The organism is Plantactinospora soyae (assembly GCF_014874095.1).
GTDB classification, from domain to species: Bacteria; Actinomycetota; Actinomycetes; order Mycobacteriales; family Micromonosporaceae; genus Plantactinospora; species Plantactinospora soyae.
In genome coordinates, this window is record NZ_JADBEB010000001.1 from 8,411,765 (window position 1) to 8,428,332 (window position 16,568).

A 16,568-nucleotide genomic window follows, 5' to 3' on the forward strand; every position below is an offset into this window, starting at 1 on the left:
CGTCACACCGCCTGCCCGACGAGCCGCCGGTCCGCCGCGTTGCGGTTGACCGGGCGCGGCAGCCCGTAGTGGTCCCGCAGCGTACGGCCGGTGTACTCGGTCCGGAACAGCCCACGCCGTTGCAGGATCGGCACCACGTGGTCCACGAACGCGACAAGTCCGGAGGGCAGCGCCGGCGGCATGATGTTGAAGCCGTCGGCGGCACCGTTGTGCCACCAGTCCTCGATGGCGTCGGCCACCTGCTCCGGGGTGCCGGCGAAGGTGTGGTGCCCGCGACCTCCGCCCAGCCGCCCGATCAACTGGCGGACGGTCAGCCGCTCCCGGCGGGCCAGCGCGACGATCAGGGTACGACGGCTCTTCGCCCCCTCGATCTGGTCCTCGTCGGGCAGTTCCGCCGGCAGTTCCCGGTCAAGGTCCAGGTCGTCCGGCGGGATGCCGAGCGTGGTGGCGAGCTGGCGCTTGGCGTACTCCGGTTTGATCAGCCGGTCCAGCTCGTCCGCCAGAACGTGCGCCTGCGCCTCGGTCGCGCCGAGAACCGGCACGATGCCCGGCAGGATCTTGATGCCGTCCGGATCCCGTCCCACCGCTCGGGTCCGGGCCTTGAGGTCGGCGTAGAACGCCTGCGCCTCGGCCAGGGTCTGTTGGGCGGTGAAGACGGCCTCGGCGTACCGGGCGGCCAACTCCTTGCCGTCGGTCGAGGAGCCGGCCTGCACCAGCAGCGGGTAGCCCTGGGGAGCGCGCGGCAGGTTGAGCGCACCGGCCACCTTGAAGAACCGCCCGACGTGTCCGGGCGGGAAGATCCGATCCTGGTCGCCCCAGATCCCGGCCGCCTTGTCCCCGAGCGCGGCGTCGTCGGCCCAGCTGTCCCAGAGCTTGCGCGAGACGTCGATGAACTCGGCGGCCCGCTCGTACCGGTCCCGGTGTGCGGGCAGGTCGTCCAGGTTGAAGTTGCGGGCCGCGTCCGCACCGGCCGTGGTCACGATGTTCCAGCCGGCCCGGCCGCCGCTGACGTGGTCCACCGAGGCGAACCGCCGGGCCAGGTTGTACGGCTCGTTGTACGTGGTGGAGGCGGTCGCGATCAGCCCGATGTGCCGGGTCACCCCGGCGAGTGCGGTGAGCAGTACGGTCGGCTCCAGCGCGCCGGACGGCCGGCGGCCGACGTTGTTCCACAGCACTGGACTGTCGGCCAGGAACAGCGAGTCCAGCTTGCCGCGTTCGGCGATCCGGGCCAGTTCCTGGAAATGCGCGACGTCGGTGTGCGCGAACGGGTCGCTCTCGGGCAGCCGCCAGGCCGCCTCGTGGTGTCCCACCCCCATCAGGAACGCGTTGAGGTGCAGGGTTCCCGGTCGTCGGCTCATGCGGGGATCTCCTCGGTCTGGGTGACGCCGAGCGCGGCGAGCAGCCGTTCCCGGTAGGTCAGGAAGTGCGGATGCCGGTGCTCGCGCGGCGCGGGCAGCTCGATGGCGGTGTCGACGGTGATCCGGCCGGCGTCGAGCACCAGTACCCGGTCGGCGAGGGCGACCGCCTCGTCGACGTCGTGGGTGACGAGCAGCACCGCCGGCCGGTGCCGCTGGCACAGCTCGCGCAGCAGGCCGTGCATCCTGATCCGGGTCAGCGCGTCCAGCGCGCCGAAGGGCTCGTCGGCGAGCAGCAGCCTCGGCTCGCTGACCAGTGACCGGGCCAGCGCCACGCGCTGCTGCTCGCCGCCGGAGAGCTGGTTGGGCCAGGCCCGCTCCCGACCGGCGAGGCCGACCTCGGCCAGCCGCTCCCGACCCCGCTGCATCGCCCCCGGCCCACCGAGTCCAAGTACGACGTTGGCCAGCACCCGCTGCCAGGGCAGCAGCCGGGCATCCTGGAAGATCACCGAGGAGTTCTCCGGTACGTCGACCTGCCCGTCGCCGGCCACGTCCGGGTCCAGCCCGGCCAGCGCCCGGAGCAGGGTGCTCTTGCCCGAGCCGCTGCGCCCCAGCAGGGCGACGAACTCGTTCTCGCCGATCTCCAGGTCCAGGTCGTCCAGCACCGTACGCCCACCGAACCGCCGGCTCAGCCCGCGTATCCGTACCACCGGGTCGAGCGCGGTGCTGCCGTCGGCGGTCAGTCCGCCAGGGTGCGTCGCCATGAGAGCGCCCTCCGCTGCACGAGTCGGACGGCGCCGTCGGAGAGCAGTCCGAGGATGCCGTAGAGGACCAGCCCGACGACGATGATGTCGGTCTGGCCGTACTGCCGGGCCAACTCCATCAGGTAGCCGATCCCGCTGGTCGAGTTGATCTGCTCGACCACCACCAGGGAGAGCCAGGCGGAGACCACCGCGAACCGCAGCCCGAGCAGGAAGCCGGGCAGCGCACCCGGCAGCACCACCCGGCGGAGGAACTGGCCAGGGCTCAGCCGCAGCGCCTCGGCGAGTTCGACGTAGCGTTGGTCGATGCTGCGCAGCCCGTTGTGGGTGTGGATGTAGACCGGTACGAAGACGCCGAGGGTGATGGTGACGATCTTCATCTGCTCGTCGATGCCGAGCCAGAGGATCAGCAGGGGCAACAGGGCCAGCGCCGGAATCGCCCGCTTGATCTGCACCGGTCCGTCGATCACCGCCTCGCCCCACCGGCTGAGTCCGGCGATCACGGCGAGGACCGTTCCGATCAGGACGCCGAAGGCCAGCCCGAGCCCGGCCCGCTGGGTTGAGATCAGCAGGCTCTCCTGGAGCCGACCGCTGGCGATCAGGTCGCCACTGGTGGAGACGACCGTCCACGGCGCCGAGAGGGTCCGCTCGTCGAGTACGCCGGTCAGCGAGCCGAGCGACCAGAGCGCGAGCAGCAGCAGCGGCCCGAGCGCGGCGCCGAACGGGATCGGCCGGCCCGGTCCGAGGCGTCGTCGACGCCGTGTTCCCGATCGTCGGCCGGCGGAAGTGCCCGTTCCCCGGGCGGGGCGGGAGGACTCGACCCGCTCCGGCCGGGCCGTCGGCGCCGGCTGGGCCGTCTGCGCGGGTGTCCGGGCGGCCACGGGGTTCACCTGGGTGGTCACTTCAGCCCCTCCTCGAACGCGGTGGCGCCGACCGACTCGTAGCGGCGGTCGTAGAGGTCGGCGGCGTTCAGGGATTTGTTGCCGGTCTCCTTGGCGAGCAGGTCGATGGTCTGCTGGTGTCGGGCGATCACGTCCGACCAGCTCGGCGGGATGTCCGGTACCCCGGCGTTGTCGACCAGCCACTGACCGTCCGCCCGGGACAGCCCCTGGTCCTTGACGTAGTACCGGTCGATCCACTCGTCCGGGTGCCGCTCGATCCAGACCCAGGCTCGGGCCCAGGCCTGGACGTACTCCCGGATCGCCGCCGCCTTGGCCGGGTCCTGGAGGGTCTCGGCCCGGACGTAGAGGTGGCCCGGGTCGTCCCGGAGTCCGTGCGAGATGGTGGTGGCGCCGTCCCGGGCGTACTTGGCCAGATAGCGCTTGATGTTGATGCCGCCGATCGGTGCCACGTCGACCTGGCGGCTGGCCAGCGCGGTCGGGTACACATCGCCGGTGCTGGCCAGTTCGACCAGTTTGACGTCGCCCCTGGTCAGTCCGGCCTGGTGCAGCACCCGCAGCACCAGCGCACCCTGGGCCTGCCCGGGGCTGTAGGCGATCCTCTTTCCGCGCAGGTCGGCGACGGTGGAGACGCCGGCTCCGGGCGCGATGCCGAGCTGGTAGATCGGGTGGTTCACCGGGTCCTGCCGGAACTTGGCCGCGACGATCTTCGTGGCCAGCCCGGTCCAGGCGGCGTGGATCGGCGGGATGTCGGCCACCGAACCGATGTCCAACGCGTCCGCCCGGAACGCCTCCAGGGTCTCCGGACCGCCGCTGATGTTCGCCCACGAGACGTCGAAGCTGAGCTTCGCCGCCTCACCGGAGAACTCGATCGCCTTCTGTAGTTCCTTGTCGCCGACCCGGAGCACCGTGCCGCCCGGCACCTGCGCCGGCAGCGGTGCGTCGAGGGCCAGCCGGACCGTGGGCCCGTCGTCCCCCGCGCAGCCGGTCAGTCCGGCGGCGGCGACCCCGAGCGTGGCCGCGAGGAGGGTACGCCGACGGAGCACCGGCGGGCCGGAAAACGGAGTAGCGGAACTGTGCGGAGGTGACATGACGGAACTCCCGTGCGAGGGGCCCGATGGGCCGGCGAAGTGGCGCGGAGGAAGGGCGGCGCGGGTCGGAGGCGGCGGAGGGGCGGCGCGGGTCGGAGGCGGCGCGCGGCGGAGGGACGGCGCGGGTCAGGCGGCGACCGGGTCAGGCGGCGAGGGACGCGTACCGGCCCATGTGGTAGAGCAGCGGCGCGTCGTCGTCTCCGCCGTGTCCGCCGACCAGTGGCTCGGCCAGCACGATCGCGTGGTCACCGGCGACGACCCGCTCCACGACCCGACACACCAGCCAGGCGACGGGCCCGTCCAGCAGCGGCACGTCGTACGGGCCGAGCCGCCATTGCGGGTGGGCGGCGAACCGGTCGATGCCACTGGTGGCGAACGTCCGGGCCACCTCGTGCTGTCCCTGCGCCAGCAGGTGTACGCCGACGTGTCCGGTGTCGGCCACCGTCGGCCAGCTCGACGACGTCCGGGAGAGGCAGAAGGAGACCAGCGGCGGATGCAGCGAGACCGAGGTGAACGACGTCGCGGTGAAGCCGACCGGTGGCTGGCCGGCGGCGGTCACCACGGTCACCGCGGCGGCCTGCCGGCGGAGCAGGGACCGGAACCGTGTCGCGTCGATCGGGGTCAGGTCGGTGATGCTCATGACGTCTCTCCTAACCGTCCGGGAACTGCCACGATCGGCGGCAGTTGGGCAGCGACCATCCCCGGTACCGGGATGCGTGCGATGGCAGCGGCCGGTACCAGCGGGGTGGTTCACGAAGGCGGGTTTGCCCGCACGACGGTGTGCGGCGGGATGACGTGGGCTGGAGTCAGCGGGCGTCGGCCCGACGACGCGGCCGGCAGTGTGCCGGTCCGGTCGTGGTCAGCGGGGACAGCCTGCGCTGGCGTGACGCACCAGATCGATGTGCAGGCGGCTGACGAGGTGGAGGATGTATCGCCGCTGCATGTGATCTATCCTCCGCGACCGGCCCAACGCGGTCAACGATGTTCCATATTCTGGAAGATAAGCATCTCTGCTTCGCCGCAACCGTGTCCTCATCCACCGTCCGATTCGGAACTGCGAGCAAAACCCCAGCTCTTCTGCCATACAGGCGCGATCGCTCCGCCCTCCACCACGTGCTCGTATTACCTACTGCACCGATGGGATTTCGGAGATTTTTCTCCGGATCGGCGGCACCGCCGGCCGTCACTCGAACCACTCCTTGGCCAGCAGTTCGTACGACTCGACCCGGGCGCCGTGGTCGTGGGTGATCGTGGTGACCAGCAGCTCGTCGGCCCGGGTGGCGTCCCGCAGGATCCGCAGCCCGGCCGCCACCGTCGCCGGTGAGCCGACGAACTGGGTCGCGATCCGGTCCGCCACCAGTTCACGATCGGCCACACTCCACTCGTGCGCGGCGGCCTGCTGCGGTGTGGGGAACGGAATCGCCCCCTCCCCACGGCGGATGCTCCGCACCCAGAGCCCGTACGGCGCGGCCTGTTCCCGAGCCGTCCCGGTGCTGGCCGCCACCACCGCGTCGGCGGAGACGACGACGTACGGCTCGGCGAGTACGGCGGAAGGCGTGAACGCCGCCCGGTACGCCCGTACCGCCTCCAGCACCGTCGCCGGACTGACGTGGTAGTTGGCGACGAACGGCAGCCCGAGCGCGCCGGCCAGCTGGGCACTCTGGCCGGCACTGCTGCCCAGCAGCCAGACCTGGAGGTCGGCCCCCTCCCCCGGCACCGCGTGCGCGTCCAGCTCCGACTCGTCGCGGTACTCCCCGCGCAGCAGAGCCAGGATGTCGCCGACCTGCTCGGCGAAGTCCGGCGGCTCGGCGCCGGGCTGCTGCAACAGATTGGAGTAGAGGGCGAACCGGGGCGAGGCGATCAGACTGGCGAAGGAGAACGGGGCCGGAATCAGCAGCCCGTCGACCACCCGGGCCTCGGGCGGTGGCGGTGCCGGCGTTCCCGTCGCCAGTTCCCGGACGGCCTCGGCGCGACGCTGGCCGGACCGGCCGAGACCGAGGTCGATCCGACCGGGAAACAGCGCGTCCAGGGTGCCGAACTGCTCGACCACGGCCAGCGGCGTCTGGTGTCCCAGTTGCACCGCGCCCGAGCCGACCCGGATCGACCGGGTCGCGGCCGCGACCTGTCCGATCAGGACTGCCGGCGCCGCGCTGGCGACCCCGGCGGCGAAGTGGTGCTCGGCGAGCCAGTACCGCCGGTAGCCGAACTGCTCGGCCCGGCGGGCCAGGTCGATGGTGTTGCGCAGGGCGTCGCCGACCGTACCGCCGGCGGGCACCGGCGAGAGATCGAGCACGGACAGTGGCGTCGGTGACATGGCGATTCCGATCCGGTCAGGCCGCGACCGCGGCGGAACAGGTGACCTTCTCCCCCAGCCGGAGCCGGCGGAACAGCTGGTAGCCCTCCCGGATCCGCTGCCGCTGCCGGTCGGCCGACGGAAACGTCGTCATCCGACGACGGCGGGCTCGGCCGCCACGCGGGCCGGGCCGAGGCCGAGGTGACCCCGCAGCGTCCGGCTGGTGTATTCGGTGCGGAACACCCCGCGCCCCTGGAGCAGCGGCACCACCCGGTCGACGAAGTCGTCCAGCCCGCCCGGCGTCAGGTGCGGTACCAGGATGAAGCCGTCCGCCGCGTCGGCCTGCACGAAGTGGTCCATCTGCTCGGCCACCCGGGCCGGGGTGCCGACGAACGACTGTCTACCCGTCACCTCGATGATCAGGTCCCGGATGCCGAGCCCCTTCTCCTGCGCCAGCGCCCGCCACTTCCGGGCCGTCGCCACCGGATCGGCGTACATCCGGGTCCGGCCGTCGGCGATCGACGAGTCCGAGACGTCAGGGTCCTCGGCCGGCAGTGGCCCGTCCGGGTCGTGGCCGGACAGGTCCCGGTTCCACACCTGTTCCAGCAGCAGGATCGCGGTCTGCGGGCTGACCTGCTGGCGGCGGATGTACTGCGCGCGCTCCTGCGCGTCGGCGTCGGTGTCACCGAGTACGAAGGTCACCCCTGGGATGATCTTCAACTCCTCCGGTGTCCGGCCGTACCGGGCCAGTCGGGACTTCACGTCGGCGTAGAACGCCCGGCCGGACTCCAGGGTGCCGTGCCGGGAGAAGACGACGTCGGCGTCGGCCGCCGCGAACTCCCGTCCCTCGGCCGAGTCGCCGGCCTGGATGATCACCGGATGCCCCTGTGGGCTGGGCGGCACCGTGAAGTGCCCGGCGATGTCGAACTGCTCGCCGTGGTGTGCGAAGGCGCCCGGATCGGGATGTCGGACGAACCGGCCGGTGGCCCGGTCACCCAGCACCGCGTCCACCGGCCAGGAGTCCCACAGCCGCCGGGCGACCCGGACGAACTCGGCCGCCCGCTCGTAGCGCAGCGGGTAGTCCAGGAAACCGCCCCGGCGGAAGTTCTCCCCGGTGAAGGCGTTGGACGAGGTGACCACGTTCCAGCCCGCCCGGCCGTCCGACAGGTGGTCCAGGGTGGCCAACTGACGGGCCAGCTCGTACGGCTCCCGGAAGGTGGCGTTCATCGTCCCGGCCAGCCCCAGGTGGGTGGTGACCGAGGCCAGCGCGGCCAACAGGGTGAGGCTGTCCGGCCGGCCGACCACGTCCAGGTCGTAGATTCTCCCGCGCTGCTCCCGCAGGCGCAGTCCCTCGGCCAGGAAGAAGAAATCGAATTTGCCGCGCTCCGCCGTCCTGGCCAGGCGGACGAAGGAGGCGAAATCGATCTGGCTGCCGGACTCCGGATCACTCCACACCGTCTGGTTGTTCACCCCGGGGAAGTGCGCGGCGAGGATCATCTGCTTGGGCATGGCTACCACCTTCGAGGTCAGGTTGGCGTTCCGACGGCGTACCGGTTGGCTGGTCGGGTCAGGCCCAGCAGGTCACGCAGGGTGCCGCCGGGGTAGGCGGCCCGGAACAGGCCCCGGTCGCGCAGGGCCGGCACCAGCGTCCGACTGATCGCGGCGAGGTCGTCCGGGAGCACGGCGGGACGCAGCCGGAACCCGTCGAGGCCGGCCCGGCGCCAGTGGCCGAGCAGGTCGGCGAGTTCGTCGGCGGTGCCGGCGAAGACCGGGGCGTCGAAGACCGGCTCCGCGCCGTGCAGCCCGTCGAGCCGGTCCCGACGGCGCCACGCCGCCGAGGCGTCCTCGTCGAGGAGTACGACCAGGTCGGCGAGGACCTTCAGCGGCTCACAGATCCGGCCGACCGTGTCCTCCGCCGCCCGGACCTCGGTCACGATCGCCTCGGCCGCGTCGGCGTCGGGCGGGGTCACGAAGACGACGTCCGCACTGGCTGCGGCGAAGGCGTACGGCACCGACGAGTGCGCCAGCGTGGCGACCACCGGCTGCCCCTGCGGCGGCCGGGGCACGATGGACGGTCCCTTGACGCTGAACCACCGGCCCCGGAAGTCGATGTAGTGCAACCGGTCCCGGTCGACGAAGCGACCGCTCGGCAGATCACGGATCACCGCGTCGTCCTGCCAGCTGTCCCAGAGCCGCCGTACCACCTCCACCACGTCCGCAGCCTCGGTGAACAGGTCGCCGACGAGTTCGACGTACGCCGGTTCGGCGAACAGGTCCGGGCGCAGCTCGGGCAGGTCGCGGCGGCCGAAGTGGCCCGTCTCGGACCGCCGAGCCGAGATCCTCGGGCGCCAGCCGGCCCGGCCGGAACTGACGTGGTCGAGGGTGGCGATCGCGGTTGAGACGTGGAACGGCTCGGTGTGCGTGGTGCTGGTGGTCGGGATCAGCCCGATGTGCCTGGTCAGCGGCGCGATCCGGGCGGCCAGCAACACCGCGTCGAGCCGGCCGCGCACCTGGTCGGTACGCCCGTCCGGACCGTCCGGGCGGGACGACTGCAGATCGAGGGAGTCTTCGATGGTGACGAAGTCGAGCAGTCCGCGTTCCGCCTCGGCGACCAGGTTGGCCCAGTAGGACGCGGACCAGAGTGCCTCGGGGGCGGTGCCGGCGAGCCGCCAGGCGGCCGGATGCCAACCGGCCCCGTCGAGGGCGGCGGCGAGATGCAGGGGTGGGTGGGGCATCGGATTCCTCCAGGTCTACGGCGGCGGGGTGTACCGGGGGTTTCCGCCGGAGTGGCTGGATCGGTGGAGCTACGGTGCGACCGCTGCGGCGCGATCGACCGCCGGAGCGGGGGCGGTTCGTCAGGAGATGACGCCGCGCCGTCCGGGACAGATCGGCGAGGCAACCCGCATCAGGTCGACAACCCTGCGGGAGGTGAGTCGGATGCCGGCCAGCATCTCCCCATTTTCCTATCGACTCAGTAGGTATTGCAAGGCCCCGTGCACGACAACCGGTCGGCCGTCCACCACCGGCGCGGCGCCCTCGGCCGTTCGGCGCCGAGCAGCGCCGGAAAGTCCACCCCGCTCGACCTTGCCTCTTCCCTACTAAGGCCTTAATCTCGATCGAGATAGTAGGGTTTTGAAGCGGCGCTCACCCCCGACGACTACGCCGGTAGCCGTCACCCCCAGCGAGGGATCCCGATGCCGTGCATGTCTCAGCTCGTAGCGACTACGCGGTCCAGGCGATGTTAGGCATCGCCGCCGCCGGCGGGGCCACCGGTTACCCCGTCACCGCAGCCAGTCTCTCCGACACCCAACACATCCCGTTGAGCTTCCTGCAGAGCATCCTGCTGGACCTACGCCGTGCCGGCCTGCTCGTCAGCCACCGAGGCACCGATGGTGGTTACGTACTGGCCCGATCCCCCGCCGAGATCACCGTCGGCGAGATCCTCCGCTGCGTGAGCGGCGAACTGAGCAGCATCCGTGGCACACCCGCACGACTGACCACGTACGACGGTGCGGCGTACGGGCTGCACGAGTTCTGGATGTCCGTACACCAGGCCATCACGGACCTCGTCGACGACACCACGCTCACGGATTTGCTGACCAGGCAGCGGCGCCCGGTCAGCTGACACCCCCATCGAAACCCCCACCCCGGACTGGTGGTACAGCACATGCGAAGACTCCTCCTCCTCGCCCTCGTCGGCCTCGGAGCCCAGCTCGTCGACGGCAGCCTCGGCATGGCGTACGGCGTGACCTCGACAACCCTGCTACTCGCCATCGGCACCAACCCGGCCGCCGCGTCGGCCACGGTCCACCTCGCCGAGATCGGCACGACCCTGGTCTCCGGTGCCTCGCACTGGAAGTTCGGCAACGTCGACTGGAAGGTCGTCGCGAAGATCGGCATACCGGGTGCGGTCGGCGCCTTCGCCGGTGCCACCTTCCTCTCCGGCCTCTCCACCGAGACCGCCGCGCCGCTGATGTCGATCATCCTGCTGGCTCTCGGCCTCTACATCCTGGTCCGGTTCACCACGTTCGGCCTGCCCAAGGGGAACCTCGGCAAGCCGCTGCGCAAGCGCTTCCTGGCCCCGCTGGGCGTCGTCGCCGGCTTCGTCGACTCCACCGGCGGTGGCGGCTGGGGTCCGGTCGGCACTCCCGCCATCCTGGCCAGTGGTCGCCTCGAACCGCGCAAGACGATCGGCTCGATCGACACCAGCGAGTTCCTCGTGGCCGTCGCCGCCAGTCTCGGCTTCTTCGTCGGCATCGGCTCGGAGAACATCAACTTCACCTGGGTCGCCGCGCTGCTCATCGGTGGCGTCATCGCGGCGCCGCTCGCGGCCTGGCTGGTCCGGCACATCCCGCCGAGGGTGCTCGGCTCGGCGGTCGGCGGAATCATCATCCTGACCAACATCCGCACCCTGCTGCGCAGCGACTGGATCGACGCCCCCGACAACGTCCGGTACACGGTCTACGCCGTGATCTACGTGGTCTGGGCTGCCGCGCTGGCGTACTCCATCCGGGCGTACCTGGCCAACCGCGAGCAGGAGCGGCTCGATCTCGAGACCGCCCTGGCCAGCGGACCGACGGACGACGAGAAGGCTGCCACTCCGGCCCCGTGACCGCACCGGGGTGGGGCCGGCGACCAAACCGTCGGCCCCACCCCGGCCTGCACAACCGCCCCCGCCACTCCCGGCACAACCACCCCCGCCATTCTCGGCGCGGCCGACCCGCCAGTCCCGACGCAGCCGGCCGGTCAGCCTCGGCGGAGCCGGCCGGTTTCGCCGCCCACCGCGTCGAGGAGCACCAACACCTCGCCGTCCAGGCCGGCCCGCCGGGTAGCGCCGAGCCAACTCCCCACCGGAACGTTGGCGCAACCGATCTCGGTACTCGGCCCGGTGGTGGCGAGCAGGGCACCCGCCGGGCCGGCGACCCACCGCCCGCCCTGGCCGTTGCAGCCGTCGGAGCCGCTCCAGCCGCCGTCCGCGCCCAGTTCCACGTACGCCTTGGGCGCCCGACCACCGATTGGCACCCATCGGCCGGTCAGCGCGGCGCGAGCGGGCGGGACCAGGGCCGACGGCAGCTTCGCCGCCGGTGCGAGGGATCGCCGTACCTCGTCGGTGACCACCGGCGGCTCCACCTCGGACTGTGCCAGGTCCGGTCCGGCCGTCGGTCTGGCACCGGGCAGCAGCCGAGCGATCTGGTCGCCCTGATCGTCCACGAGGATCCGGCTGTCGCCGTCGGACCGGAATCCGGTCACCTGACTCAGCCAGTGCGAGGTCGGATCGGTCGCCGGAGCGCAGCCCTCGGCCTCGTCGGGCCCGGGAAAGCCGTACAGTCCGGCGACGAACAGGCCGTTCGCGTCGGCCCGCCAGTCGCCCCGTCGTATCCCGCACCGACCGAACACCTGCGCGTCGTGCGGTGCCAGCCGCAGGATCGAACCCTCGTCCTCGTCCGCCTCGGCCACGGTCCACGAGCCGATCAACCTGGCCGGATCGGGCGGATCGGCCGGTGCCGAGGAAGTTGTACCGGATGCCGGCGGTACGGGCGGGGCCGAAGCCGTCCCGGCCGTACCGCCCCGATCGGCGCAGCCCGCGAGCAGCATCCCGACCACGAGCAGCGTCATGACGTACCCGATGCGCCTCATCAGATTCCCCTCGTCCCGCCGTCTTCGTCCTTCGACGTGGCGGAGCGGCCATCGGTTGCGATCACCTCGGGCAGCCGACGCAGGAAGGCGATGCCGAGCAGCGCGATCGTCCCCGCGACTCCGACGACGGCCCAACCGACGGCGTGCAGTCCCAGGACGTACGCCGTCCGCGCGGCGTCGAGCGCCGCGGGCAGGCCGGTGTCGACCGCTCCGGGAAGTCCGTCGTGGATTCGCGATTGCGCCGCCGGTGGAAGGTCCTCCGGCAGTACCAGTCGGGCGCGGTAGACGACGGTCGCCAGGCTGCCCAGGACGGCGACGCCGAACGCGAAGCCGAACTCCGTCCCGGTCTCGGCGATCGCTCCGGCGGATCCCGCGTTCCCGGTCGGCAGGGCGGCGAGGATGAGCGTCGTACCCAGGGCCACCACCGGGCTGTTGCCTCCGGTGGCGATCGCGAGGCCGACGATCACGGCGCTGGCGTCGCCGCTCGCGGCCAACGTAGTGAACAGCCACGCGCCGAAGCCCGCGACGAGCATGCCCGCCACGATGATCACGACCGGCCGGACCGTCCGGGCGAGGTACGGCGTGGCGGCGATGGCCAGCAGCGAGGTGACCGCGGCGGGCAGCATCGCGAACGCGGCCTCCAGCGCGGTCATCCGGGCGACGAGTTGCAGGTACTGCGCGGTGAAGAACATCAGCGCGCTGACCACGGTGACGAGGACCATGATCAGGGCGATCGCCGCGAACGCCCGGTTCGTGAAGAGCGAGACGTCGAGCAGCGGATCGTCGAGCCGACGCTGTCGCCGGACGAACCACACCCCGAAGGCGACCCCGAGTCCGACGGCGGCACCGACATGGAGCTGCGGACCCGAGTTCGCCAGTTCCTTGAGCCCGTGCACGGTCGGCAGGATCGCCCCGAGACAGAGCCCGACGCTCACCAGGTCGAGCCGGCCGGCTCCTCGGCGTCCACTCTCGACGATGGTGAACGGGCCGAGGACGAGCAGCAGCACCATCGCCGGCACGCCGAGGAGGAAGACCGAACCCCACCAGAAATGCCCGATCAGCAGGCCGCCCAGGACCGGTCCGACCAGCGCGCCGCCCATGAAACACATCTGCCAGACGCTCACCGCGACCGCGCGCTGCCGCGGGTCGGGAAACATCCCGGAGATCAGGCCGAGGGTGGCGGGGGCCAGCGTCGCCCCGGCGATCCCGAGCACCCCACGCGCCGCGATCAGCATCTCGGGGCTTCCGGAGAACGCGGCGACGATCGACGCCACCGCGAAGACCGTCGCGCCGGCCAGGAGCAGCCTGCGTCGCCCGATCCGGTCGCCCAGCGTACCCGCCGTGATCATGAACCCGACGAGCATGAAGCCGTAGACATCGGTGATCCAGAGCTGTTGCACCGCCGTCGCGCCCAACTCGCGGGAGATGTCCGGCAACGCGAGCAGCAGCACGAACACGTCGACGGAGGTCACGAAGGCGACCAGGCTCAACACGCCCAGCCCGAGCCACTCCCGCCCGGTGGCGTACCGGACGGAGACCTGCGGTCGGTACACCGGATCCTCCTCGTCGACGCACCCGGCGTACACCGGTGGGGTCCGGGCCGCCGTGAGACGGTCCGGACCCACCGGCGGACGTCGGCCGGCGCGGACGCCGACCGGACCCGACCAGCTACTGCGGTACGACGTTGTACGTGCCACCCGCCTGCGTGCTGAAACTGATCACGTTGCCGCTCACGGTGTGCGCGACCACCCCGCCGCCGACCCGGGTGACCACGACCGCCTGGCTGCCCCACGGGTTCTGCAACCGGACCGGCCTACCCGCCTCGCTGGTGACGTCCACGTAGCCGACCCGGCCACCGGTGAACACGCTCGACACCAGCAACGCGTCCTTGTCCCGCAGTTTGACGAAGCTCGCGTCGCGGCCGGCCGGCCAGACCGGGAAGACCCGCAGGATGCCGTCGTCGCTCTGCAACAGCAGGTTGTTGACCGCCTCGGTCGCGCCCGCCTTCTCCAGGCCGTGGAACGGATCCCGGATCCGGAGGTTCGGATCGATCTTGGTGTTGATCTGGTTCCGCAACTGGTCGATCAGCGCCTGTGCCGGGTAGCCGACCCGGGCCGCCTGGGTGAACACCTTGGGGAAGCTGTTGTCCTGTCCCCAGGAGTTCATCGCGTTCAGGGTGTTGACGGCGATCTGCCGGTCGCCGGCCGGCGAGTTGATCCCGAGCACCTCGCCCGGATGGATGAACTCCAGGTTCACCGTGTTGTCGCCCGGCCGGATCGCCCGTGTGTCGCCGCCGGTGATAGTCCCCGGATCGGCCAGGGCGAAGACCGGCTGGCCGTTGTGGGTGGTGGTCGGGGTGGGCGGCAGACCGGTCAGGATCTGCTGCCAACCGGCCCGGAGTCCGGCATCGGCGTTCAGGTCCACGCTCGCGTCGATCAGCGCCGCGAACAGGTACTTCAGCAGCCCCACGTCCGGGCTCGGGTTGCGGCCCCAGGTGCCCTCGTGCGGGCCGCCCCAGACCGTGTAGCGACCGGTACCCGAGTTGTACTCCAGGTAACTCCGGAAGAACGTGGCCACCTCCTTCATGAAGGGGTACGCCTTCGTACTCAGGAAGGTCCGGTCCTGGGTGTAGTCGTAGTACGCGATGAACTGCGACACCGCGAAGAGCGAGTTGACCACCTGCTGGTGGTAGTTGTCGTCGGCGGTCGAGCCGAACGGGCCGATGCCGACCGGGAAGAGCACGCCACCCGGGATCCCGCCGGTGCCGAACCGGCCACCGATGTAACCGGGGTTGACCCGGTTCAGGTCCTGCGTCGACCGGCGCCGCGCCTCCGGCAGGTACGCCAGCACCAGGTCGTGGTACGGCAACGCGTACTCGGCCCGGTTCGCGGAGTACGCGCCGTAGAAGTTGGCCATGAAGTTGTAGTTCAGGTGCATGTCGCCACTGAACTGGGGCGAGTCGCTGGTCGCCCAGATGCCGTACAGCCCGGGGGCGGTTCTGCCGTTCCGGGTGGACGAGCCGAAGTGGTAGAGCGCGCCGTAGTAGAACTTCTCCAGCACGTCGTCGTTCAGGTCGACGTACGACCGGAGCCAGTACTGCTTCCACCACTCGACGTGCTGGTCGTAGAGCGTGTCGAGCGAGCCACCGCTCTGTGCCTCGGCGAGACTCCGGGCCGACGGTGCCGGATCGGCCGGATTCTGCCCACCACCGGCCACGGCGGTGACCAGTCGGATCGTCTGGTTCGGCGCCAGGTCGAAGCTCAGCCGCGCGGTGTTGCCGCTCGCCGTCGGCGTGCCCACCGGGCTGCCGCCGACCAACCGGGTGGCCAGCGCCGCCCGGGACACCCACCGGCTGCCGGTCGGAGTGCTCCGGGCCGCCCAGGTGGTGCTGCCGGAGACCCCGGCGGTGTTACTGAAACCCGACCGGGCGTCCTGCGAGCCGGACCAGGTCTGCGCCTCCAGGCGTACCGGGCCGGTGCCCCGGGACTGAATCGAGGTCACCATCAGGTTGTCGTTGGCGGCGGTCCAGGTCCGCATGGTCACCGGCTGCCCGCCGATGGTCATCGTCGTGTCGACGTCGCCCCGGAGGATGTTCTGCTCCTCCAGGAACGGGCCGGCCGGCGGCGGGGTCGGCCCACCACCGGGGCCGTACAGCTCGAACTGGCCGATCCGGGCGCGCGGGTTGGCCGCCGAGTCCGGCGTACTGCCCTGGGTCGGCTCGCTGATCTGCAACCGGACGTACCGGGCCGTCGCCCCGGCCACCGTCCGGTCGGTGGTCGCGGCGGTGTTGTTGGTGACGGTGTCGAGCGTCGACCATGCCGAGCCGTTACCGGAGACCTGCACCTGGAAGTTCCGGGTGTTGTTCGCCGTCTCCGCCGGCCGGGCCGCGCTGTCGTGCCGTACCAGGTAACGGGTGAACGTCTTCGCCGTACCGAGGTCGACGGTCAGGGTCTGCGGCTTGCCGACCTCGGAGACCCAGCCCTCGTACCCGGAACCCCACTGCCCGCTCACCGCCCGCCCCGGCGGAAGACTCGGATGACTGCTCGACGCCGAGGCCGACGCGCCGAGGGCCAGGTTGGTCGATCCGGTGCCACCCCCGACCGGGACGATCGTCAACCCGCCCAGCGCGACGAAGCTCGGGTTCGGATTGCCCTGCCAGAAGTTGCCCTTGGAGACGTAGAAGGTCTTGAATCCGGCACCGCCGCCGGAGGTGACCCCGATGTCACCGTTGCCCAGCAGGGCGGTGCTCGGCATGGCCCGGGTCACCGCGCCGGCGTAGCTCTGGTCGGTCCAGCGGCCCCTGATCCCGGAGAGCAGTTGCTGGACCTGCGTCCACTGCTGCTCGGGGGTGGGGGTCGCGGCGTACGCCGCCGCCCCCGGAACGACCAGCCCCGCGGCGACGACCGCGGTGATCACGACTCCGCCGAGCGTACGTCGGTGGTGCCGCGGTAGTGGTGGTGAACCTCTCACGACGCTCCCTTCCTGGTACGGGTAGGGGGTTTGCAAGGAAGGGCCCCTTGTTATCGCTTTCT

At 71.1% G+C, this 16,568-nt stretch carries 13 protein-coding genes; 2 read left to right on the forward strand and 11 right to left on the reverse strand.

Annotation, left to right across the window (positions count from 1 at the left end; all coding sequences use genetic code 11):
- Window positions 1-2 precede the first annotated feature (2 nt).
- The 8 genes from H4W31_RS36845 to H4W31_RS36880 form a co-directional block, all read right to left on the reverse strand.
- A complete protein-coding gene (locus tag H4W31_RS36845; RefSeq protein WP_192770816.1) occupies window positions 3-1,358 on the reverse strand; it encodes an LLM class flavin-dependent oxidoreductase in 1,356 nt (451 codons plus the stop codon).
- Window positions 1,355-2,119: an ABC transporter ATP-binding protein gene (locus H4W31_RS36850; protein WP_192770817.1), complete on the reverse strand. Its 765-nt coding sequence runs from the start codon at window positions 2,117-2,119 to the stop codon at window positions 1,355-1,357. The genes H4W31_RS36845 and H4W31_RS36850 overlap by 4 nt, the downstream gene beginning before the upstream one ends.
- Window positions 2,095-3,018, reverse strand: coding sequence for an ABC transporter permease (locus H4W31_RS44600; protein ID WP_318783631.1), 924 nt, complete (start codon window positions 3,016-3,018; stop codon window positions 2,095-2,097). The genes H4W31_RS36850 and H4W31_RS44600 overlap by 25 nt, the downstream gene beginning before the upstream one ends.
- Window positions 3,015-4,106, reverse strand: a complete 1,092-nt coding sequence (locus H4W31_RS36860) for an ABC transporter substrate-binding protein (RefSeq protein ID WP_192770818.1) — start codon at window positions 4,104-4,106, stop codon at window positions 3,015-3,017. Before H4W31_RS36860 ends, H4W31_RS44600 begins: the two co-directional genes overlap by 4 nt.
- A 142-nt stretch (window positions 4,107-4,248) precedes the next feature.
- Window positions 4,249-4,746 (reverse strand): flavin reductase family protein, encoded by a 498-nt coding sequence (locus H4W31_RS36865; RefSeq protein WP_192770819.1) that lies wholly within the window; start codon window positions 4,744-4,746, stop codon window positions 4,249-4,251.
- Between the two features lie 543 nt (window positions 4,747-5,289).
- On the reverse strand, window positions 5,290-6,420 hold the full coding sequence (locus tag H4W31_RS36870; protein WP_192770820.1) for an MsnO8 family LLM class oxidoreductase: 1,131 nt from the start codon (window positions 6,418-6,420) through the stop codon (window positions 5,290-5,292).
- A gap of 129 nt (window positions 6,421-6,549) precedes the next feature.
- Window positions 6,550-7,908: an NtaA/DmoA family FMN-dependent monooxygenase gene (locus H4W31_RS36875; protein ID WP_192770821.1), complete on the reverse strand. Its 1,359-nt coding sequence runs from the start codon at window positions 7,906-7,908 to the stop codon at window positions 6,550-6,552.
- Window positions 7,909-7,925: 17 nt separating this feature from the next.
- Window positions 7,926-9,134: an LLM class flavin-dependent oxidoreductase gene (locus H4W31_RS36880; protein ID WP_192770822.1), complete on the reverse strand. Its 1,209-nt coding sequence runs from the start codon at window positions 9,132-9,134 to the stop codon at window positions 7,926-7,928.
- A 464-nt stretch (window positions 9,135-9,598) separates the two neighbouring features.
- Here H4W31_RS36880 and H4W31_RS36885 point away from each other — a divergent pair, with 464 nt between their 5' ends.
- Both H4W31_RS36885 and H4W31_RS36890 read left to right on the forward strand, forming a co-directional pair.
- Window positions 9,599-10,024, forward strand: a complete 426-nt coding sequence (locus H4W31_RS36885) for an RrF2 family transcriptional regulator (RefSeq protein ID WP_192770823.1) — start codon at window positions 9,599-9,601, stop codon at window positions 10,022-10,024.
- 42 nt (window positions 10,025-10,066) lie between these two features.
- Window positions 10,067-11,011, forward strand: coding sequence for a sulfite exporter TauE/SafE family protein (locus H4W31_RS36890; RefSeq protein WP_192770824.1), 945 nt, complete (start codon window positions 10,067-10,069; stop codon window positions 11,009-11,011).
- 134 nt (window positions 11,012-11,145) lie between these two features.
- On the opposite strand, the gene H4W31_RS36895 is transcribed toward H4W31_RS36890, so the two are convergent.
- The 3 genes from H4W31_RS36895 to H4W31_RS36905 all read right to left on the reverse strand — a co-directional run bounded on the left by H4W31_RS36895 (window position 11,146) and on the right by H4W31_RS36905 (window position 16,452).
- The gene (locus H4W31_RS36895; protein ID WP_192770825.1) at window positions 11,146-12,036 is read right to left on the reverse strand and encodes an META domain-containing protein; all 891 of its coding nucleotides are present in this window, start codon (window positions 12,034-12,036) and stop codon (window positions 11,146-11,148) included.
- Window positions 12,036-13,589, reverse strand: coding sequence for an MFS transporter (locus tag H4W31_RS36900; RefSeq protein ID WP_192770826.1), 1,554 nt, complete (start codon window positions 13,587-13,589; stop codon window positions 12,036-12,038). Before H4W31_RS36900 ends, H4W31_RS36895 begins: the two co-directional genes overlap by 1 nt.
- Window positions 13,590-13,704: 115 nt before the next feature.
- A complete protein-coding gene (locus H4W31_RS36905; RefSeq protein ID WP_192770827.1) occupies window positions 13,705-16,452 on the reverse strand; it encodes a discoidin domain-containing protein in 2,748 nt (915 codons plus the stop codon).
- Between the last annotated feature and the right edge of the window lie 116 nt (window positions 16,453-16,568).